At 69.3% G+C, this 19,779-nt stretch carries 18 protein-coding genes; 10 read left to right on the top strand and 8 right to left on the bottom strand.

The genetic code is table 11. From position 1 onward, the window contains the following. Both IT40_RS27515 and IT40_RS11355 read right to left on the bottom strand, forming a co-directional pair. Nucleotides 1-127: biotin carboxylase N-terminal domain-containing protein (locus IT40_RS27515; RefSeq protein ID WP_166443844.1), on the bottom strand; the 127-nt coding region annotated here is incomplete at its 3' end. Between the two features lie 95 nt (nucleotides 128-222). Then, complete coding sequence (locus IT40_RS11355; protein ID WP_036754764.1) at nucleotides 223-672, bottom strand: nucleoside deaminase; 450 nt, start codon at nucleotides 670-672, stop codon at nucleotides 223-225. A gap of 108 nt (nucleotides 673-780) precedes the next feature. Between IT40_RS11355 and IT40_RS11350 the strand changes: the two genes are divergently transcribed. Beyond that, nucleotides 781-2,325 (top strand): pseudouridine synthase, encoded by a 1,545-nt coding sequence (locus IT40_RS11350; RefSeq protein WP_036754762.1) that lies wholly within the window; start codon nucleotides 781-783, stop codon nucleotides 2,323-2,325. A gap of 146 nt (nucleotides 2,326-2,471) precedes the next feature. On the opposite strand, the gene hemP is transcribed toward IT40_RS11350, so the two are convergent. Beyond that, nucleotides 2,472-2,648: a hemin uptake protein HemP gene (gene hemP, locus IT40_RS27510; RefSeq protein ID WP_010394206.1), complete on the bottom strand. Its 177-nt coding sequence runs from the start codon at nucleotides 2,646-2,648 to the stop codon at nucleotides 2,472-2,474. 168 nt (nucleotides 2,649-2,816) lie between these two features. Further along, on the bottom strand, nucleotides 2,817-3,791 hold the full coding sequence (locus IT40_RS11345; protein ID WP_052095865.1) for a zinc ABC transporter substrate-binding protein: 975 nt from the start codon (nucleotides 3,789-3,791) through the stop codon (nucleotides 2,817-2,819). 80 nt (nucleotides 3,792-3,871) lie between these two features. On the opposite strand from IT40_RS11345, the gene IT40_RS11340 reads away from it, so the two are divergent. The 4 genes from IT40_RS11340 (at nucleotide 3,872) to IT40_RS11325 (ending at nucleotide 6,334) form a co-directional block, all read left to right on the top strand. Further along, entirely contained in the window at nucleotides 3,872-4,366 is a 495-nt protein-coding gene (locus tag IT40_RS11340) for a Fur family transcriptional regulator (protein WP_036754760.1), read from the top strand. Continuing rightward, nucleotides 4,363-5,127, top strand: coding sequence for a metal ABC transporter ATP-binding protein (locus IT40_RS11335; protein ID WP_036754757.1), 765 nt, complete (start codon nucleotides 4,363-4,365; stop codon nucleotides 5,125-5,127). The genes IT40_RS11340 and IT40_RS11335 overlap by 4 nt, the downstream gene beginning before the upstream one ends. Before the next feature lie 6 nt (nucleotides 5,128-5,133). Next, the gene (locus IT40_RS11330; protein ID WP_036754754.1) at nucleotides 5,134-5,916 is read left to right on the top strand and encodes a metal ABC transporter permease; all 783 of its coding nucleotides are present in this window, start codon (nucleotides 5,134-5,136) and stop codon (nucleotides 5,914-5,916) included. A gap of 214 nt (nucleotides 5,917-6,130) precedes the next feature. Then, the gene (locus IT40_RS11325; protein ID WP_370362691.1) at nucleotides 6,131-6,334 is read left to right on the top strand and encodes a hypothetical protein; all 204 of its coding nucleotides are present in this window, start codon (nucleotides 6,131-6,133) and stop codon (nucleotides 6,332-6,334) included. A gap of 153 nt (nucleotides 6,335-6,487) precedes the next feature. Here IT40_RS11325 and IT40_RS11320 read toward each other — a convergent pair whose 3' ends face one another. From IT40_RS11320 to IT40_RS11305, 4 genes are all read right to left on the bottom strand, one after another. After that, complete coding sequence (locus IT40_RS11320) at nucleotides 6,488-7,153, bottom strand: YjbF family lipoprotein (RefSeq protein WP_036754745.1); 666 nt, start codon at nucleotides 7,151-7,153, stop codon at nucleotides 6,488-6,490. After that, nucleotides 7,150-9,363 carry a YjbH domain-containing protein gene (locus IT40_RS11315; RefSeq protein ID WP_036754741.1) on the bottom strand — a complete coding sequence of 738 codons (2,214 nt, stop codon included), beginning with the start codon at nucleotides 9,361-9,363 and terminating at the stop codon, nucleotides 7,150-7,152. The genes IT40_RS11320 and IT40_RS11315 overlap by 4 nt, the downstream gene beginning before the upstream one ends. Nucleotides 9,364-9,451: 88 nt before the next feature. Continuing rightward, nucleotides 9,452-10,369 (bottom strand): hypothetical protein, encoded by a 918-nt coding sequence (locus tag IT40_RS30020; protein ID WP_036754739.1) that lies wholly within the window; start codon nucleotides 10,367-10,369, stop codon nucleotides 9,452-9,454. A gap of 127 nt (nucleotides 10,370-10,496) precedes the next feature. Further along, nucleotides 10,497-11,879 carry an L-serine ammonia-lyase gene (locus IT40_RS11305; RefSeq protein WP_036754737.1) on the bottom strand — a complete coding sequence of 461 codons (1,383 nt, stop codon included), beginning with the start codon at nucleotides 11,877-11,879 and terminating at the stop codon, nucleotides 10,497-10,499. A 227-nt stretch (nucleotides 11,880-12,106) separates the two neighbouring features. Here IT40_RS11305 and dusB point away from each other — a divergent pair, with 227 nt between their 5' ends. The 5 genes from dusB to ntrX all read left to right on the top strand — a co-directional run bounded on the left by dusB (nucleotide 12,107) and on the right by ntrX (nucleotide 19,491). After that, on the top strand, nucleotides 12,107-13,150 hold the full coding sequence (dusB, locus tag IT40_RS11300; RefSeq protein ID WP_036754734.1) for a tRNA dihydrouridine synthase DusB: 1,044 nt from the start codon (nucleotides 12,107-12,109) through the stop codon (nucleotides 13,148-13,150). Next, complete coding sequence (locus IT40_RS11295; protein WP_036754731.1) at nucleotides 13,147-14,304, top strand: two-component system sensor histidine kinase NtrB; 1,158 nt, start codon at nucleotides 13,147-13,149, stop codon at nucleotides 14,302-14,304. Before dusB ends, IT40_RS11295 begins: the two co-directional genes overlap by 4 nt. Nucleotides 14,305-14,313: 9 nt before the next feature. Further along, complete coding sequence (locus IT40_RS11290) at nucleotides 14,314-15,762, top strand: response regulator (protein WP_036754729.1); 1,449 nt, start codon at nucleotides 14,314-14,316, stop codon at nucleotides 15,760-15,762. 85 nt (nucleotides 15,763-15,847) lie between these two features. Beyond that, a complete protein-coding gene (locus IT40_RS11285; RefSeq protein ID WP_052095864.1) occupies nucleotides 15,848-18,106 on the top strand; it encodes a sensor histidine kinase NtrY-like in 2,259 nt (752 codons plus the stop codon). Continuing rightward, nucleotides 18,103-19,491, top strand: a complete 1,389-nt coding sequence (gene ntrX, locus IT40_RS11280) for a nitrogen assimilation response regulator NtrX (protein WP_036754721.1) — start codon at nucleotides 18,103-18,105, stop codon at nucleotides 19,489-19,491. The genes IT40_RS11285 and ntrX overlap by 4 nt, the downstream gene beginning before the upstream one ends. Nucleotides 19,492-19,779 lie beyond the last annotated feature (288 nt).

Raw genomic sequence — 19,779 nt, 5'->3', positions numbered from 1 at the left:
AGCGGTGCAGGCTCAGCTTGTCTTCCTCGGCATAGACCGCGACCGTCTTCTTGCCCAACTCGTTCGCAGCCCGCATCACGCGGATCGCTATCTCACCACGGTTCGCTACCAAGATCTTTCGGAACATCAGTCCCCCCATGTTCGCCCGGTGGGCATCCTATCCATGCTGCGGTGCAGCGCAAGCACCCTTCGCGACGGTTTCATGACGCGGCTTTTCTCATCTCACCGACGTTCGCGAAAGAAGTCTTGCAGCAGTCGCCGCGATTCTTCTGCCGAAATGCCGTCGATGATCTCTGGCCGGTGATGGCATTGCGGATGGTCGAAGACCCGCGCGCCATGGCGCACGCCGCCCATGCGCGAATCCTCGGCGCCGTAATAGAGCACCGCGATCCGCGCGGCCGAGATGGCGGCGGCGCACATCGGGCAGGGCTCGAGCGTGACCCAGAGCCGCGCGCCGGGCAGGCGTTCCGAACCCAGGGCGGCGCAGGCGGCGCGGATCGCCAGGATCTCGGCATGGGCGGTGGGGTCGCGCAGCTCGCGCGTGCGGTTGCCGGCCTGGGCCAGCACCTGGCCGTCGGCGCCGGTCAGCACCGCGCCCACCGGCACCTCGCCGCGCCTTGCGGCGGCGCGGGCTTGGTCCAGGGCTGCGGGCATGTGCGAGGCAAAATCCATGCGCGCTTTTCGCCCGCGCCTGTCGCTTGCGCAAGAACTGCTTTCCATCCTGCGGCATTAAGCGTAGAAGCACCGCTTTGCCACCGCAGAGATGCGCAGGAGATCGCCATGACCGACACGCCCGAATCCGCCCCGAAACCCGCCGCCAAGGCAGAGCGCATCGCCAAGGTGATGGCGCGCGCCGGCGCCGCCTCTCGCCGCGAGGCCGAGCGGATGATCCTGGAAGGCCGCGTGACGGTGAACGGGCAAAAGATCGACAGCCCGGCGCTGGACGTGATGCCCTCGGACAGGATCCGCGTCGACGGCAAGCCGCTGGAAGAGCCGCAGGAGACGCGGCTGTGGCTTTACTACAAGCCCATCGGCCTGGTGACCTCGGCCTCGGACGAAAAGGGGCGGCAGACGGTGTTCGACGCCCTGCCGCGCGACCTGCCGCGGGTGATGACCGTGGGGCGGCTGGACCTGAATTCCGAAGGGTTGCTGCTGCTGACCAATGACGGCGAGTTGAAGCGCCGGCTGGAGCTGCCGACCACCGGCTGGCTGCGCCGCTATCGCGTGCGGGTGAACGGCCAGCCGAACGACCTGACCTTTGCGCCGCTGCGCCGCGGCGTCACCATCGAGGGCGAGGAATTCGCGCCGATGGAGATCAGCCTGGACAGCCAGCAGGGCGCCAATGCCTGGCTGACCGTCGGCATCCGCGAGGGCCGCAACCGCGAGATCCGCCGTGCCATGGCCCATGTCGGGCTGATCGTGAATCGGCTGATCCGCATCGGCTATGGCCCGTTCAAGCTGACCGGGCTGGAGGAAAACGAGGTGCGCGAGGTCAAGCGCAAGGTGCTGCGCGACCAGCTGGGCGGGCTCTTGACCGGCGAGGCCGAGGAAAAGCCGCGCAGCTTCCGCGAACGCGGCGCGGCCGAGGGCGATGACCGCCCGCGCAAGCCGCGCGAGGATGGCGAGCGCAGGCCCTTTGCCCGCCGCGAGGATGGGGAACGCAAGCCCTTTGCCCGTCGTGAAGACGGTGAGCGCAAGCCTTTCGCCAAGCGCGCCGAGGGCGACGCCCGCCCGCGCAAGCCACGCGAGGATGGGGAACGCAAGCCCTTTGCGCGCCGTGAAGACGGTGAGCGCAAGCCTTTCGCCAAGCGGGCCGAGGGTGACGCCCGCCCGCGCAAGCCACGCGAGGATGGCGAGCGTAAGCCCTTTGTCCGCCGCGAGGATGGCGAGCGTAAGCCCTTTGTCCGCCGTGAGGATGGTGAACGCAAGCCCTTCGCCCGGCGCGAGGATGGCGCGCGGCCCTTTGCCAAGCGCGAGGACGGAGGCCGCAAGCCCTTCGCCAAGCGCGAGGATGGCGAGCGCAAGCCCTTTGCCCGCCGCCCGGAGGGCGAAGGCAAGCCCGCGCGCGATGCCAAGCCCTTCGGCAAGGGTCCGCGCGGTGGTCAGCCCGGTTTCAAGGGCGGCGCGAAAGCCGCCGAGGGCGAGCGCAGCTTCAAGCCGCACGGCGAGGCGGGCTTCAAGCCCAAGGGCCAGGGCAAGCCCGCCCGCGCGTTCCAGACCGGCAAGCCCGGCGCGAAACCTGGTGCGAAACCCGGTGCCCCCAAAACCAGTCGCGCCCCCGGAAAGGGAGCGCGACCAGAGGGAAGAGGCCCGCGGCGCGGCTGATCGCGCCGTCTTGGGAATGGCCGGTGCGGTTGGTCGCGCCGGCTTGCATCATGCAGCATTGCGGAACGCCGGGCCGATCACGGCCCGCTGCATCGCGGAATGCGGAGAGAAGGCCCGCCTGCAGGGGCCGGTCCCTCGGGTGCGGCTTACTTGGTCAGGATCAGCTTGCCGGCGCGGGTGATGCGCAGGTTGTACACCTGGTCGCCCAGCACGATCAGCGCCTGATTGCCACCGGCGGTCAGCAATTCGGCGTCATATTCGGGAAGTCGTTGCAGGGCGGTCACGCCGGGACGCGTGAATTCGGCGGGGCGGGTCGCGGTCATGTCCAGTTCCTCGTTTCTGTCGCGGTGATCGTAACCTGACAAATTTCCTAAGGGATGTCAAAGGAAAATAGTCGGGAATTGTGTTTCCCATAACCTGCCGATTTGCAACGAAAAAGGCGGACCCTTTCGAGGCCCGCCTGTTCCTTGTCCCTTATTTTCCGGCAGATTTCAGCCCGTGCCCAGGCAATCGGCCAGGGCCGAGGCCATGCCGCGCAGGGTTTCGGCGTAAAGCCCGGCGCCGGGGGTGGCGCCGGTGCCCTCGGGGTCGAGTGCGGTGCCCTGGCGAATCTCGCTGCCTTCGATCACCGCGGCGATCAGTTTCGGGTCGTGATTCGCCTCGGGGAAGGCGCAGATGGCGCCATTCTCGGCGATCTCGGCGCGAATCGCCTGGAGCCGCGCGGCCGAGGGCGTCGAGGCATCGCCCAGGCTGACCGCGATCGCCGGCTCCAGCCGGTAATGCTCGGTGAAATAGCCATAGGCGTCGTGGAAGACGACGAAGCGCTTGCCCTGGGCGGGGGACAGCGTGGCCTGCAACTCGGCGTCCAGCGCGGCGATTTCCTCGGCGGCCCTGGCGGCATTGGCGGCATAGGTGGCGGCGTTCTCGGGGTCGCGCCGGGACAGGGTCTCGGCGATGGCGGCGAGCCAGGCTTGTCCGTTCGCCGGGTCCAGCCAGGCATGGGGGTCGGTGCCGCTGTGGTCGTGGCCTTCATGCCCCTGTTCCCCGGCATGGCCGTGGTCATGATCCTCATGCTCATGCTCATGCTCATGCTCATGCTCATGCTCATGCTCATCGCCGGCATAGTCCCGGCGATGGGTGGCGGGCAGGTGCAGCAGGGTCAGCATCTCGGCCTGTGGGGAAAGGCTCGTGGCCGCGCGCTCGAGCCAGGGGGTCAGTTCCGGGCCGACCCAGATCAGCAGGCCGGCATCCTGCACGCTGCGCGCCTGGCTGGGGCGCAGCTGGTAGTCGTGCGGATCGCCGCCGGCTTGCAGCAGGATCTCGGGCTGGCCCAGCTCGCCCATGACCTGCTGCACCAGGGCGCCGACGACCGGGATGTCGGTCACGACCCGCGGAACCTCGGCCCAGGCGGGCAGGGCGGTGCTGCCCAACGCGGCGGCAAGAAGAAGGGAAGAATATCGGATCATGGCGGACTCACTTGCAGAAACGCCAAGGTTATTTATGTTATATCGTAACTCGTCAAGCAGAAATGTAACGATATAACATCATGACCGCCCCGGAATCCCCCCCCGATCCGTTTCACGAACACGACCATGCCCATTGCGCGGCCGCCGTGCTGCGTCGCGCCGAGGAACAGGCGAGGGTCGAGGGCGTGCGCTTGACCCCGGTGCGCCGCCGCGCGCTGGAGATCCTGCTGGAATCGCATCGCGCCATGGGCGCCTATGAGGTGCTGGAGCGGCTGTCGGCCGAGGGCTTCGGCAAGCAGCCCCCTGTCGCCTATCGGGCGCTGGATTTCCTGGTCGAGCAGGGGTTGGCCCATCGCGTCCAGCGGCTGAACGCCTATGCCGCCTGCCTTTCGACCGAGCGCGACCACTCGCCGGCCTTCCTGATCTGCCGCGGCTGCGAGCAGGTGGCCGAGGCCGATGCGCCCGAGCTGCGGGCGGCGCTGGACCGGCTTGCCGGGGCCACCGGCTTTCACGTCGAGCGCAGCACCGTCGAGCTGCTGGGCCTTTGCGCGCGCTGCTCCGAGGCCGGGCTGTGACGGCGCTGATCCGTGCCACCGACCTGTCGGTCAGCCATGGCGGCGACCTGCCGGTGCTGAACCATGTCGATTTCCTGATCCGCCCCGGCGAGATCGTCACCGTGGTCGGTCCGAACGGCTCGGGCAAGTCGACGCTGGTGCGGGCGCTTCTGGGCCATGTCGCGCTGGCCTCGGGCCGGGTCGAGCGGGCGCCGGGGCTACGCATCGGCTATGTGCCGCAGCGCGTGCATATCGAGCGGGCCATGCCGATGACCGTGCGCCGCTTCCTGTCGCTGCCGCGCCGCGTGGGCGACGCGCAGGCCGCCGCGGCGCTGGAGCGGACCGGCGTTCCGGGGCTGGAGGCGCGGCAGATCACCGCGCTGTCGGGCGGGCAGTTCCAGCGCGTGCTGCTGGCCCGCGCCCTGCTTGGCGACCCGCAGCTTCTGGTGCTGGACGAGCCGACGCAGGGCCTGGACCAGCCCGGCATCGTCGCCTTCTACAAGCTGATCGAGGAGGTCAGGGCCGAGACCGGCGCCGCCGTGCTGATGGTCAGCCACGATCTCTTGGTGGTCATGCGCGCCTCGGACCGGGTGGTGTGCCTGAACGGCCATGTCTGCTGCGAGGGCACGCCGCAGGCGGTCAGCGCCGCGCCCGCCTATCGCGCCATGTTCGGCGCCGAATCGCAGGGCACGCTGGCGCTTTACCAGCATCACCATGATCACGACCACGACCATGTCGCAGAGGGCCATCGCCACGGCCCGGCCTGCGCCCATACGCATTGAGGCCCCATGCTTGACGACTTCCTGACCCGAGCCGCCCTGGCGGGGCTTGGCCTTGTGCTGGCGACGGGGGCGCTGGGTTCCTTCGTGGTCTGGCGCCGCATGGCCTATTTCGGCGATTCGACCGCCCATGCGGCGATCCTGGGCGTGGCGCTGAGCTTCGTCTTCTCGTTGCCGATCTATCTGGGCACGCTGGCCGTGGCCGTCGCCATGGCGCTGATCGTGGCGCATCTTACGGCGCGGGGCCAGTCCATGGATACGGTGCTGGGCGTGCTCGCGCATAGCGCGCTGGCGCTGGGGCTGGTGGGGGTCAGCTTCGTGCCCTCGCTGCGGGTGGGGCTGGACGCGTTCCTGTTCGGCGACATCCTGGCGGTGACGCGGACCGACCTGGCCTGGATCTGGGCCGGCGCGGCGGCGGTCCTGGGGCTGCTCATCTGGCGCTGGCAGCGGCTGGTGACGGCCTCGGTCAACGAGGAACTGGCCATGGCGGCGGGAATCGATCCGGCGCGCGAGCGGCTGATCCTGTCCCTGGCGCTGGCCCTGGTGGTGGCCATCGCGATTCGGATCGTGGGGGCGCTGCTGATCTCGGCCATGCTGATCGTGCCGGCCGCGGCGGCGCGGGGATTCTCGGCAACGCCCGAGCGGATGGCGGGTTCCGCCACCCTGATCGGCGCGGTTTCGGTCTTTGGCGGACTTTGGGCCAGCCTTTGGTTCGACACGCCCGCGGGCCCGTCGATCGTGGCCTGTGCGGCGATGATTTATGCAGCCACATTAGTGGTTTGCAGGAGATGACCGGCCACGGCCGGCAGGCGGGAATCCGCGGGTTTTCGCCGATCCGGCGGCGGCATCTCGCCGAGCGCGGCGGGTGTTGGCTATTATGCAACAGTCGCCCGAGGCGCGCGTGATTTCCCGATCAAGACCGCTTTCCAAGTCCTTGGGATTATGCGACTGTCTCAGCGATGTTGCCGGCAACGGCAGCCGTCAAAGTACTGAACGGAGCATGATCATGACCAAATTCGCTACCTTCGCCCTGGCCCTGGGCCTGTCGGCTTCGACCGCTCTCGCCGGTGGCTATGTTGCCCCGGTCGTTGAAGTCGAGCCGGTTGTCGTTGACGAGAAGCCCGCTTCGACCAACGCTGGCCTCGTCGTTCCGGCTCTGCTGCTGCTGGGCGTCATCGCCGCCGTCGCTTCGGACGACGACGACAGCTGATCGCCGAACGGAACTTCGGTTCCGCAAAGTTGAAGGGGCTGGCCTTTGGCCAGCCCTTTTTTTCATGTCCGGCCATTCGTCGCCCGCTCGGCTGCTGGCATTAAAAAAAAACCGGCCGCGCGGGCCGGTTTTCCTATCGTCACTTGCGGCCTGTCAGGGGCGCAGCGTCTGGATGGTGATATAGCCCAGCCTCGGGCCAAGCCATTGCCGCGACACCGGCAGATGCCCGCCCTGCGGCATGAAGCTGTTCTGGAAGCGCGCGCCGTGGCCTTCGCAGCTTTCCAGGATCACCCCCGCCGCCGGACCCGGCCCGGTGGTGCAGTCGAAGCTCAGCGGCCGTTCCAGCCCGTCGCCGCTGTAATAGCGCATGACGCGCAGGGCCGAGCCCGAGCGGCCGGCGCGGATCAGCGCCTCGGTCTGCGGTTCGGCGACCGACAGGTCGTTGCCCAGCCCCCGCGTGCCGATCACCATGCCGTCGCGCAGGATCAGCGCCTCTTTCGAGGGCGCCATATAGGTGCGCATGGCGCCGTTCTGGCCGGTCATCGCCATGACCTGCGTGCGGCCCAGCGATTCGAAGCCCACCAGGATCAGCGGCGCCGGGTTGACCCGCAGCGCCTCGGCCGCCATCTGCTCGGGCGTGCGCGGGGCCGGGGCCTCCTGGGCCGCGCCGCCGCGCATTCCGGCCAGCGTGCCGCCGGCCGTCTTGGCGGCAATCAGCAGCGGGTTGGCCTCCCGGCCGGTATCGTCGTTGCCGCAGGCGGCCAGGCCGGCGATCAGCAGCGCCGAAAGGGCGGCCTTGTGGATACGGGTCGCGATCATCGCCAGAACCTCCCCCAGCCTTGGTAAAGTTTGACGGATTGCGCGTCCCGGACCTTGTCGTAGAGCCGTCCGTCCACGTTCACCCGCGCCCCGCCGTCGCGCGACAGCGACCGCAGCGTGCTGCTTGCGCGATCCCGCGTCGGCGTGCCCGCGGCCCAGGAAATCGGCAGCGAGACGGTGATGCCCTTGTCGAACGAGCCCTCGCCGAACTGATCTTCGCTCATGTCGGTCTTGGTGGCAAAGGCGCCCACGCGCCAGCCATTGGCGAATTCCCGCGTCAGGGTGATGGTCGCGCCCTTGTCGCCGGCCAGGTACTTGCCGACATCCAGCTGCGCCGTGAAGCCGTTGGCGAATTCGTAATAGGCCGACAGGTGCCCGGTCGTGACCTCGTAGTCGCGGAATCCGAACACATCGTCGAAGTCGCGCTTCTTCACCCGGTTGATCTCGGCCCCGAAGGCCAGGGGCGAATTCGCGGGCTTCCACAGCACCTCGCCCGAGACGCCGCCATAGGCGCGTTCCAGCAGGCCGACCGTCACCCGCGTATAGACCTGCTCGGTCGGCTGGGCATACCAGGCCAGGGTCAGCTCGGGGATCGTCGGGCTGTCGTTGCCGGTATACATGCGCGTATCCGAGCGGACCCGAGGCACGCCCTTGAAGGATTCATAGGCCGGGTTCGAGACATATTCCTCGGGCGTGTAATGCTCGCCGCGGCCGCAGCGGTCCATGCCCGGCGGGGGTGTGTTGCCGGAGCCGCAGGGAATCCCCGGCCCGCGCTGCTCCATGCTGCCGAAGGCGCGCTGGCGCAGGGTGCCCGACAGGATCAGGCCCGGCATGATCTCGTAGCTGGCCTTCAACTGCGCGCCGACCTCATAACGCAGCGGATCCTGCGGGTCGAACAGCCCCAGTTCCAGATAGGGCCCCAGGTTCCAGCGGAAGCGCGGGAACAGGCCAGGCGTCGTCACCAGATCGCCCGGCCGCGGCTCGGCATCGACCAGGGTCGAGGCAGCGGCGATCCGGCCGGCCTCGGTATTCTCCAGCCGCTCGACATCCGAGCGCTTCAGCACCACGGACGAGGTCGCCATGCCCTCGGTGTTCGAGGTGATGACCAGCGTCTCGACCGAGGGGGGCAGGGCGCGGGTCATCAGCCGCGCGGTGCGGCCGATGGCCTCGGATTGCTGGATATAGCGGGTGTTGCGGATGCGCAGCTCGGCCCGGTTCGACGACAGCGCCATGGATTCGAGGATCTGCCCCTCGTCGGCCAGCGCATCGGCCAGCGCGGTCTGGATTGCCGGCTGCGCGGTCGGATCGGCCGACCAGGCGCCCGACCAGCCCTCGGGGTCGGCGGCAGGCGCAGGGCGCGGCTTGACCGGCGCCGGCGCCTTTTCCAGCCCCGAGGGGAAGGGCGCATTGCGCGGGTTCAGCGCAAAGCTGAACTGTGCGCCAAAGGTATCGCCGCCCAGCGTGTAAAGCCCAAGCTGATATTGCGGGTTGAAGGTGTAGTAGGCGCCCAGGTTGAATTGGCTGCCCGGCGCCTCTTCGGTTCCCCTGCGGGTCTCGGGCACGTATTCGTCGCTGGAATATTCGGCGACCAGGCTCAGCTTGTCGTTGACCTGCCAGGCGATCGAGCCGAAGGGCTTGGGGCTGCCCGAGAACCATTCATCGACATTGGGCTTGCCGCCCTGGTCACCAGCGTCGGGGCGGCGATATTCGCCCGCCAGACGGCCCCAGCCGATGCCGAGGCTGGCGCGCAGCCGCGGCGTGATGGACTTGCTGGCGACGATGTATTCGCCGGAATAGACCCCTGTGCCCATAAAGTCCTGAAGCCCGACCGCGACGGCGGGCCGCCAGCCCGCCTCGTCCAGAACCTGGAAGCGGATGTCGAAGGATCGGTCCCAGATATGGTCCAGTTCGTTGTGGTCGGTCATCCCCTCGACCCGCGAATAGCGCAGGGCGGTGGTGATGCGCGGGTGCAGCTGGAAGACGACGTTATGACGCCGCCCCAATTCGTTATAGGACACGGTGCCGCCCAGGGTGCCGTCGGGCAGCATTTCGGCTGTGGGCGTTTCGACCCCGCCCGGCAGGCCGTAGCTGTTCAGCACATTGCCGATCAGCGGGTCGGTGCGGGCCGGGCTGGTGCCGAGACCCAGAAGCAGCGCAACTGGCACGGTCGAGGCCAGCAGGCGACGGGTAAGCATCGAATGGGCGCGCATCGCGGCTCCTCTCAGGTCGTGGCCCGCAGCGAGGCGGCGGGTGGGCCGGCGCCGCGCGGGCCTTGCCGCACGGCGCCCGGATCTTGGCTTATTCGCTCGGGGCGGGCGGCTCGGGCAGGATCAGGGCCGGGGCCGGGACACCGCTTGTCGTATCCGACCCGCCGGAAGCCGGAGCGGTTGCCGAACCGTCGGTCGCGGGCGTTTCGGCATCCGGCGCGCCGGTCGCGGCGCCGGACGCCGGCGTCTCGGCCGTGCTGCCCGCCGCAGGGGCGGTCGTCGGCGCGCTGCCGGTCGCCGGCGTTTCGGGCGTTGTGCCGGCCGCGGGCGTCGTGCTGGTGGTCGGCGTCGTGCCGGTGGTGGTCTCCGCCGGTGCCGGTGCCGGTGCCGGGGCCGGTGCCGTTGCCGTCGTGGGGGCTTCCGTCTCGGGTGTTGCGGTCGCGGGCGTGGTCTCGGGCTTGGCCGCGGGCGCTGCCGGTTTCGGCTGGGCCTTGGGCTTGGGGCCGGCGGACGAGGCGCGGACCTGCGCCTTGGGCATGGTGTCGGTCGGCACGGCGCAGCCGCTCAGGCGCTGGCTGCCGACGCGCAGCCGCGCGGTGAAGGGCGTCTTCTGCCCGCCCGCCTCGCATTCCGCCGCCTGGATGTTCAGCGCAAAGACCGAACCGTTCATCGAGCCGATGAACTCGACCCCCCGGCCATAGGCCATGCGCCGCACGGTGATGCCGACCGATTTCGCGCCGGGCCGTTCGTAGACGGCGGTCTTGTCGGCGGCGGTCACGGTCCAGCCGGAGCCGGCGGCGCGGAACATGGCCGTTCCCAGCGTGCTGGCCTCGGCGGTGGCGACGGGCTTGCCCTCGGTCCCGGTCTCGATCGGCGCTTCCAGCGGCGAGACGCCGGGCGGGCCGGAATGGGCGGGGGCCTCGGGTTCGGAGGACTGGAAGGGCAGTTCGCCGCAGGCGGCAAGGGCTACAGTCATCGAAAGAACGGCGAATGCCGAACGGAATTTCATCTGCTCTGTCCCGGTTCCGTGGGTTTTGCTTATGCTGATTGGCTACAGGAAGGGCAGGGCTGGGGCAAGCGCCGACAGGGCCCGGCTTGCGCCAAACCCCCGGTTTGCGCGATTCTTTGCACGCGGTTCAGCAGTTGGGCACATTGACGGCCAGGCCGCCGAGCGAGGTTTCCTTGTATTTCTCGCTCATGTCGCGGCCGGTCTGGCGCATGGTCTCGATGGCGGCGTCCAGCGGCACGAAATGCTGGCCGTCGCCGCGCAGGGCCAGGCTGGCCGCCGAGACCGCCTTGATGGCGCCCAGGCCGTTCCTTTCGATGCAGGGCACCTGCACCAGCCCTTTCACCGGGTCGCAGGTCATGCCCAGGTGATGCTCCAGCGCGATTTCGGCGGCGTTCTCGACCTGGGTGACCGTGCCGCCCATCACGGCGCAGATCCCCGCCGCCGCCATGGCCGAGGCCGAGCCGACCTCGGCCTGGCAGCCGCATTCCGCGCCCGAGATCGAGGCGTTGTGCTTGATCAGCCCGCCGATGGCCGCCGCCGTCAGCAGGAACTCGTCGAGCTGGCGCTCCGAGGCGCCGGGCACATGGTCGAGCCAATAGCGCACCACCGCCGGCACCACCCCCGCCGCGCCGTTTGTCGGCGCGGTCACGACCTGGCCGCCGGCGGCGTTTTCCTCGTTCACCGCCATGGCATAGATCGACATCCAGTCGTTGATGACATGCGGCGCGGTCAGGTTCATGCCGGATTCGGCCTTCAGCGCCTCGTGGATGGCGGCGGCGCGGCGGCGGATCGACAAGCCGCCGGGCAGGATGCCGCCCGTCGCCAGCCCGCGGTCCATGCAATCGCGCATCACCTGCCAGATGCGGCGGATGCCGGCGGAAATCTCGGCGTCGCTGCGATACACCCGCTCGTTCTCGCGCTTCATCTGGGCGATGGACTTGCCCGATCTTTCGGCCATCTCCAGCATCTCGGCGGCCGAGGCAAAGGGAAAGGGCACCTTGGGCGAGGCATCCGTGCGGGTATCGTCGCCGCGCGCCTCCAGCTCGCCCTCGGTCATCACGAAGCCGCCGCCGATGGAATAATAGACCTCGCGGAAGATCACGTCGCCCTGCTGGTCGGTCGCCATCAGCACCATGCCGTTGGCATGGCCGGGCAGGGCGCGGTCGTAGTCGAAGATCAGGTCGCGCGCCGGATCGAAGGCCAACTCGCCCAGCCCCTCGGGCGACAGGATCTTCGTCTCGCGGTTGCGGGCCAGCGCCGCCTCGGCCGCCTCGGCATCCATGGTCTCGGGCAGGAAACCGGCCAGGCCCAGGATGGTGGCGCGGTCGGTCGCATGGCCCTTGCCGGTAAAGGCCAGGCTGCCGTGCAGGCTGGCGCGCAATCCATGCGCGCGGAACGGCTGCTGGCGCAGCGCGTCCAGAAAGCGGCCTCCGGCCACCATCGGCCCCATGGTATGGGACGAGGAAGGGCCGACTCCGATCTTGAAGATGTCGAAGACGGAAAGAAACATCGCGCACTCCTAGCTGGCGTGGAAAGCCTAGCCGCCGCGGCCCGTCCAAGCCAGCGCGGTTGCGACAGGCGACTTGAAGCTCCGCGACATTTGACGAAACCGGGCCTGCCGACTATTTAGGCATCAAGCATGAAAAAGCGGCAAATTCGGGCATGGCGCAAAAGCCTGCCGATCAGGCACAAGCCGTTTTCTTTCGCATTCCCGCCGACTGGCATACGAGTTTTCCCATGACACTGCCCGAACCCATCACCCTTGGCACCACGCGGCTTGGCCCGCCGGTCTTCCTGGCGCCCATGGCCGGGATCACCGACCTGGCCTTTCGCCGCGCCGTCGCGCGCCATGGCGGGGCGGGGCTGATGGTCAGCGAGATGGTCGCCTCGACCGAGATGGTGACGCCGCGGCCGTCCACCCGTGCCGCCGTGCGCGCCAAGGCGCTGACCGAGGGCGCATTGCCGGTCAGCGTCCAGATCGCCGGGCGCGAGGCGGGCGCCATGGCCGAGACGGCGCGGATCGTCGCCGGCATGGGCGCGCGCATCGTCGACATCAACATGGGCTGCCCGGCCAAGAAGGTGACGGGGGGGCTGTCGGGCGCGGCCTTGATGCGCGACCTCGACCATGCGCTGGGGCTGATCGACGCGGTGGTCGCCGCCGTGCCCGACCTGCCGGTGACGCTGAAGATGCGGCTGGGCTGGGACGCGGATTGCCTGAACGCGCCGGAACTGGCGCGCCGCGCGGCCGGGGCGGGGGTGCGGATGCTGACCGTGCATGGCCGCACGCGGGCGCAGTTCTATACCGGCAGCGCCGATTGGGCCGCCATCCGCCAGGTCGCGAACCTGCCCGGCCGCCCACCACTGGTCGCCAACGGCGACGTGGTGGACGCGGCCTCGGCCCGCGCGGCGCTGCGGCAATCGGGCGCCGATGCGGTCATGGTCGGGCGCGGCGCGCAGGGCGCGCCCTGGCGGCTGGCGCAGATCGCGCACGCGCTTTGGGGCACGCCCCGGCCCGAGGTGCCGCAGGGCGCCCGGCTGGCCGAGGCGGTGGCCGAGCATTACGACGACATCCTGTCGCTTTACGGCCGCGAACTGGGCCTGCGCGTCGCCCGCAAGCACCTGGGCTGGTATGCCGAGGCGAACGGCGCCCCGAACCGCGCCGAACTGCTGCGCGCGCCCACGCCCGAGGCGGCGCTGGCCGCGATCCGCGCCGGCTTCGGCGATGCGCCCGCTGCCGATGTCCCCGAACAGAACCCCCCGGTCACCGAGGCGCCTTCATGACCAGCCGTGCCGCGTCCGACATGCTGCCCGATCCCGAGATGGAGGCCGGCGGCGGCTTTGTCCCGGCAGAGGTGGGGCCGAACTGGTCGGCGCTTCCGCTGCCGGCGATCATCCTGGACGCGCAGGGCCGCATCGCGGCGATGAACGACCTGGCCGAGGCCTTCCTGAACATCTCCTGCCGCTCTTCGCTGGGGCAGGCGCTGGAGGGGGCCGAGATGCTCAAGCGGCTGCGCATCGTGCCCACGCTGGGCTCGATCCTGGAGCGGATGCGCGAGGGCCATGACGCGCTGAACCGCGCCGGCGTGCGTTTCGAGATCGGCGACCGCTCCGGCGGGCATTCCGACCGCATCGGCACCATCCATGCCGGGCCTGCGCCCAGCCCGGCGGGGGGCACGGTGATCCTGATCTCGCCCCTCGACGGGGCCGGGCGGCTGGGGCAGGGGCAGGCGGCGCGCTCGGCCGCGCGCTCGGCCATCGGCATGGCCGAGATGCTGGCGCATGAGATCAAGAACCCGCTGGCCGGCATCCGCGGCGCGGCGCAGCTGATCGGCATGAACCTCAAGGCCGAGGACCGCGACCTGGCCGACCTGATCGTCGCGGAATCGCGCCGCATCGTCGAGTTGCTGGACCAGGTGGAACGCTTCGGCGACACCTCGGCGCCGCGGCTTTCGGCCGTGAACGTCCATGACGTGCTGGAGCGGGTGCGCCGCTCGGCCGCGGTGGGCTTTGGCAAGGGGCTGCGCATCGTGCCCGACTACGACCCCTCGCTGCCGCCGGCGCTGGCCGATCCCGACCAGCTGGTGCAGGTCTGCCTGAACCTGGTCAAGAACGCGGCCGAGGCGATCGGGCGGGCGCGGCGGGGCGGCACCATCCGCATCCGCAGCTTCTACGACGGCACCCTGCGCCTGGCGCCGACCGAGGCCGAGCCGCAGGGCCGCAGCCTGCCCCTGCAGATCGAGATCGAGGACGACGGCCCCGGCATTCCCGAATCGCTGATCGCCGAGGTCTTCGAGCCCTTCGTCTCGGGGCGCGAGAACGGCACCGGCCTGGGGCTGGCGCTGGTTTCCAAGATCATCACCGACCATGGCGCCTGGATCGCGCTCGATTCGCGCCCCGGTCGCACCGTTTTCCGCATCTCCCTGCCCAAAGCCTGAGGTTTTCCCATGGACGGCACCGTTCTGATCGCTGACGACGACCGCACCATCCGCACGGTCCTGACCCAGGCCCTGACCCGCGCGGGCTGCCGGGTCCATGCCACCGGCTCGCTGGCGCAACTCCTGCGCTGGGTCGAGGAGGGGCGGGGCGACCTGGTCATCACCGACGTGATGATGCCCGACGGCAACGGCATCGACATGATCCCGGCGATCCGCAAGGCGCGGCCCGACCTGCCGGTGATCGTGATCTCGGCCCAGAACACCATCGTGACCGCCATCCGCGCCACCGAGGCCGCCGCCTTCGACTACCTGCCCAAGCCCTTCGACCTGCCGGACCTGATGGCGCGGGCGGGCCAGGCGCTGTCGCGGCGGCTGCGCAAGTCCGACCCGGCCCCGGCCCCGGCGGCGCCCGAGACCGGCGCCGATCCGGCCCTGCCGCTGATCGGCCATGCGCCCTCGATGCAGAACCTGTTCCGCATGGTCGCGCGGGTGCTGAACGCCGACCTGCCGGTGATGATCGCGGGCGAGGCGGGGGTGGGCAAGACCGTGGTCGCGCGCTCGTTCCACGACCTGTCGGACCGGCGCGAGGCGGGATTCGTCGTGCTGACCTCGGCCGACCTCTCCGAAGAGACCATCCACGGCACCGCCGACCGCGCCCAGGGCGGCACGCTGCTGATCGAGGATCCGGCCGGCTTCGACGCCGCCGCCCAGGCCCGGCTGATCGGCATGATCGAGGCATGGGAGGTCGGTCCCGGCCGCAACCTGATGCCGCGCCTGATTTCCACCACCGGGCCCGATCCGCAGGCGGACGTGGGCTCCGGGCGGCTGCGGGCGGACCTGTATTACCGGCTGGCGGGGGTGACGATCACCGTGCCGCCGCTGCGCGCCCGGCTGGACGACATCCCGCCGCTGGCGCGCCACCTGCTGGCGCGGGCCGCCGCGCAGGGCCTGCCGCAGCGCACGCTGTCCGAGGGCGCGGCGGCGCTGATCCGCGCCTATCCCTTTCCCGGCAACGTGCGCGAGCTGGAAAACCTGATGCGCCGGCTGGCGCTGACCGCCGCCGCCGCCGAGATCACCGAGGCCGAGGCCCGCACCGCCTTGGCGGAATCCAGCCCCATCGTGCCGCCCGCCCCGGCCGCCGGACCCGCCGCGGCCCCGGCCGGTCCCGCCGCGGCGCCGGTCCCGCCGCTGGGCGAGCCTGCGAACATGCGCCTGGCGCAATCGGTCGAGATGCATCTGCAACGCTATTTCGACCTGCACGGCGACGACCTGCCGCCGCCCGGCCTTTATGACCGCATCCTGCGCGAGATCGAAAAGCCGCTGCTCGAGATCGCGCTGGACGCGACCGGCGGCAATCAGCTGCGTTGTGCCGATCTTCTGGGCATCAATCGCAATACCCTGCGCAAGAAACTGACCGACCTGAATATCGAGGTGACACGGCGCCGCAAACTGATGTAAAACAGCCACAGATGGCCTTGCGAGAGTCGCTTAACGGCCACAGAAAGGCTGCGGCACAGCGGCGAAACCGTGAGGACGGGCAAAGGTGGCGGGAACGCTGTCCAGGGACACATGGGAGCGCGTCGCAAGGCTGCGGCGCCTACGGCTTTATCGCAATACCGCGACGCTTGGACTTGCCCTGCTGGGGCCGGCGCTGGCGGGCCTGACCTTTGCCGTGATGGGGCCTTTCGCCGGCGCCTCCTCGGGCGGGTCTGTGCTGCGGCTGGTGCTGCTGGCGGACCTGCTCTACCTGATCGTGCTGACCGGCCTGGTGGTGGCGCGCATGGCGCGGATCGTCGCGGCGCGGCGCAAGTCGGCGGCGGGCTCGCGGCTGCACATGCGGCTGGTCGGTGTCTTTGCCACCATCGCGCTGGTGCCGACGGTGCTGGTGGCGCTGTTTGCCGGGCTGACGGTGAACATCGGGCTCGAGGGCTGGTTCTCGAACCGGGTGCAGCAGGTGGTCTCGACCTCGCTCTCGGCCGCCGAGGCCTATCAGGACGAGCATCGCCGCGACCTGACCAATGACGCCAAGCTGCTGGCCGGGGCGCTGACCCAGGCCGCGCGGCAGAACCCGATGCTGGACGACGGCGACCTGCGGCTGCTGCTGTCGGACTATCAAAGCCAGATCCAGCGCGGGCTGCGCGAGGCCTATATCGTCGATGGCCGCGGCACCATCCGCGCGCGGGGCGAGCGCAGCTATCAGTTCTGGTACGAGGAACCCTCGCCCGCCCAGTTCGACGAGGCGGCGATGCGGGGCCTGGTGCTGATCGAGGATTGGCAGAACAACGAATTCCGCGCCCTGGTGCCGCTGGTGCCGCTGGCCGACCGCTATCTCTACGTCACCCGCGACGTGGACGGCAGCCTGCTGGGCCTGCTGGACGACACCCGGCAGACGGTGGGCGAATACCAGCGGCTGGAACAGGAACGCGGCCGGGTGCTGTTCGAGTTCTCGCTGCTCTACCTGGGCTTTGCGCTGCTTCTCGTGGCGGCGGCGATGTGGCTGGGCCTGTGGTTCGCCGACCGGCTGTCGCGGCCCATCGGCCGGCTGGCCGAGGCCTCCGAGCAGGTGGGCGAGGGCAACCTGGACTTCCAGATCCCCGCCCCCGATACCGGCGACGAGATCCAGACCCTGGGCGAAAGCTTCAACCGCATGACCCGGCAGTTGAAGCAGCAGCGCCAGGAACTGGTCGAAAGCTACCGCGCCGCCGACGACCAGCGCCGGCTGTTCGATTCGGTGCTGTCCTCGGTCACGGCCGGGGTGATCGGCCTCGATGCGGCGGGCGAGATCGACTTCCTGAACCGCTCGGCCACCCGGCTGCTGGGCCTCGACCCGGCGACGGCGCATGACCGGCTGCTCTCCGAGGCGGTGCCGGAATTCGCGCCGCTGTTCGAGCGGCTGGCGCAATCGGTCAACGAATCGGTGCAGGACGAGATCCGCCTGACCCGCGAGGGCCGGGTGGAAAGCCTGCTGGTGCGCATGGCGATCCGGCGCGGCGCGGCCGGCGGCCTGGAAGGCTATGTGGTGGCGCTGGACGACGTGACCGACCTGGTCTCGGCGCAGCGCATGGCGGCCTGGGGCGACGTGGCGCGCCGCGTCGCGCATGAGATCAAGAACCCGCTGACCCCGATCCAGCTTTCGGCCGAGCGGCTCAAGCGCAAGTTCGGCCCCATCGCCGGCGAGGAACGCGAGGCGCTGGAGCAATACACCGAGGTCATCATCCGCCAGACCAACGACCTGCGCCGGATCGTGGACGAATTCAGCCGCTTCGCCCGCATGCCCGAACCCGACCGCAAGGAAACCGACATCGCCAAGCTCTTGCGCGATGCCGAGCTGATGCAGCGCGATGCGCTGCAAGGCGCGCTGGTCTCGGACATCCCAGACGAGCCGGTGATCGTCGATGCCGATGCCGGCATGATGCGGCAGGTCTTCACCAACCTGCTGAAGAACGCGGGCGAGGCGCTGGACGAGCTGCGCGCGAACCCGCCCCAGGGCTGGGTGCCGCAGGTCCGCGTCTCGCTGCGCTCGGCCCCCGATGCGGTGACGATCCGCATCGCCGACAACGGGCCCGGCCTGCCGCAAGACCGCACCCGGCTGTTCGAGCCCTATGTGACGATGAAGCCCGGCGGCACCGGCCTCGGCCTGCCGATCGTCAAGAAGATCGTCGAGGAACACGGCGGCAGCCTGATGCTGACCGACACTCCCGAAGGACGCGGCGCCATGGCCGAAATCCGCCTGCCGCGCGAACGCCAGCCGGTGCGGCTTTCCGCGCGCCGCCAGAAAAACGAGCAGGAAGCAATGAAATGAGCGATATTCTGATTGTCGACGACGAGCGGGACATCCGGGAACTGATTTCCGACATCCTGCGCGACGAGGGCTTCTCGACCCGCCTCGCCGCCAATTCCGACCAGGCGGTGGCCGAGCTGAACGCGGCCGAACCGGCGCTGATGATCCTCGACATCTGGCTCAAGGACAGCAAGATGGACGGGATCGACATCCTCAAGCAGGTCAAGCGCAACAATCCCGAGGTGCCGGTGGTCATCATCTCGGGCCATGGCAATATCGAGATCGCGGTGGCGGCGATCAAGCAGGGCGCCTACGACTTCATCGAGAAGCCCTTCAACATCGACCAGCTGCTGGTGGTGATCCGCCGCGCCATGGAGACGGCGCGCCTGCGCCGCGAGAACTCGACGCTGAAGCGCGGCGAGGCGCGGGCGGCCGAGATGCTGGGCAATTCGGCGCCCTTCCGCAGGCTGCGCGAACAGCTCGACAAGGTGGCGAAATCGAACGGCCGGGTCATGCTGACCGGCGAGCCGGGGGCGGGCAAGGAAATCGCCGCGCGCTATGTCCACGCCCAAAGCCCGCGCGCCCGCGAGCCCTTCGTCACCGTGCCCTGCGCCACCATCGAGCCCGAGCACATGGAAGAGGTGCTCTTCGGCCGCGAAACCCCCGAGCGCGGCATCGAGGCGGGCCTGCTGGAACAGGCGCATGGCGGCGTGATCTATTTCGACGAGGTGGCGGACATGCCGCTGGGCACCCAGCCCAAGATCCTGCGCGTGCTGACCGAGCAGCAGTTCCAGCGCGCCGGCGGCACCGACAAGGTGCGGGTGGACCTGCGGGTGATCTCCTCGACCAACCGCGACCTTTCGGCCGAGATTGCCGCCGGCCGCTTCCGTCAGGAGCTTTACGACCGGCTGAACGTTGTGCCGGTGGCGGTGCCCTCGCTGGCCGAGCGGCGCGACGACATCCCGCTGCTGGCCACGCATTTCATCGAGCAGTTCCATGCGGCCCAGGGCCTGCCGGCGCGCGCGCTGCCCGAGGAGACCTGCGCCGCGCTGCAGGCGATGAACTGGCCGGGCAATATTCGCCAGTTGCGCAACGTGATCGAACGGGTGCTGATCCTGGGCGACGGCACCGGGCCGATTCAGCCCTCGGAACTGGAAGGCCAGAACGGCAGCACCAGCACCAGCGAGGCCCTGGCGCTCGGCCCGCAGATTACCAGCCTGGCGCTGCGCGAGGCGCGCGAACTCTTCGAGCGGGAATACCTGCTGGCGCAGATCAACCGCTTCGGCGGCAATATCAGCCGCACGGCGCAATTCGTCGGCATGGAGCGCTCGGCGCTGCATCGCAAGCTCAAGTCGCTCGGCGTCGTCGGCGGCATGCGCGTCGAGGAGGAGCTGATGGGGAAATGATGGCGGTGCCATGCCGGTGGCGCGGTCGCATGGGTATTTATGGAACAGAGAAGGCCGGAAACTGCGCCCCGGCCACCCCCACGGTTCAGGCGGGACAGGTTTTGGCCAAATGACCGGGGCGACTTCTCCGTTCGCGGTCATCGGCTCCCCAGCCTGTACCGCGCAACCAGGCTAGGCGCAAAAGATTGAAAAACCCTTAACGACTTCTTCGTTCTGCAAATACCCATGCGACCGTCCAGCACGCATCAAAGGCGCACGGGTGGTCCTGACGCTTTCCCTGTATCCGTC

It is taken from the genome of Paracoccus versutus (assembly GCF_000763885.1).
Taxonomy (GTDB): domain Bacteria; phylum Pseudomonadota; class Alphaproteobacteria; order Rhodobacterales; family Rhodobacteraceae; genus Paracoccus; species Paracoccus versutus.
Note: the sequence above shows the minus strand (reverse complement) of the source record. Positions and strands in the feature narration are given on the sequence as shown.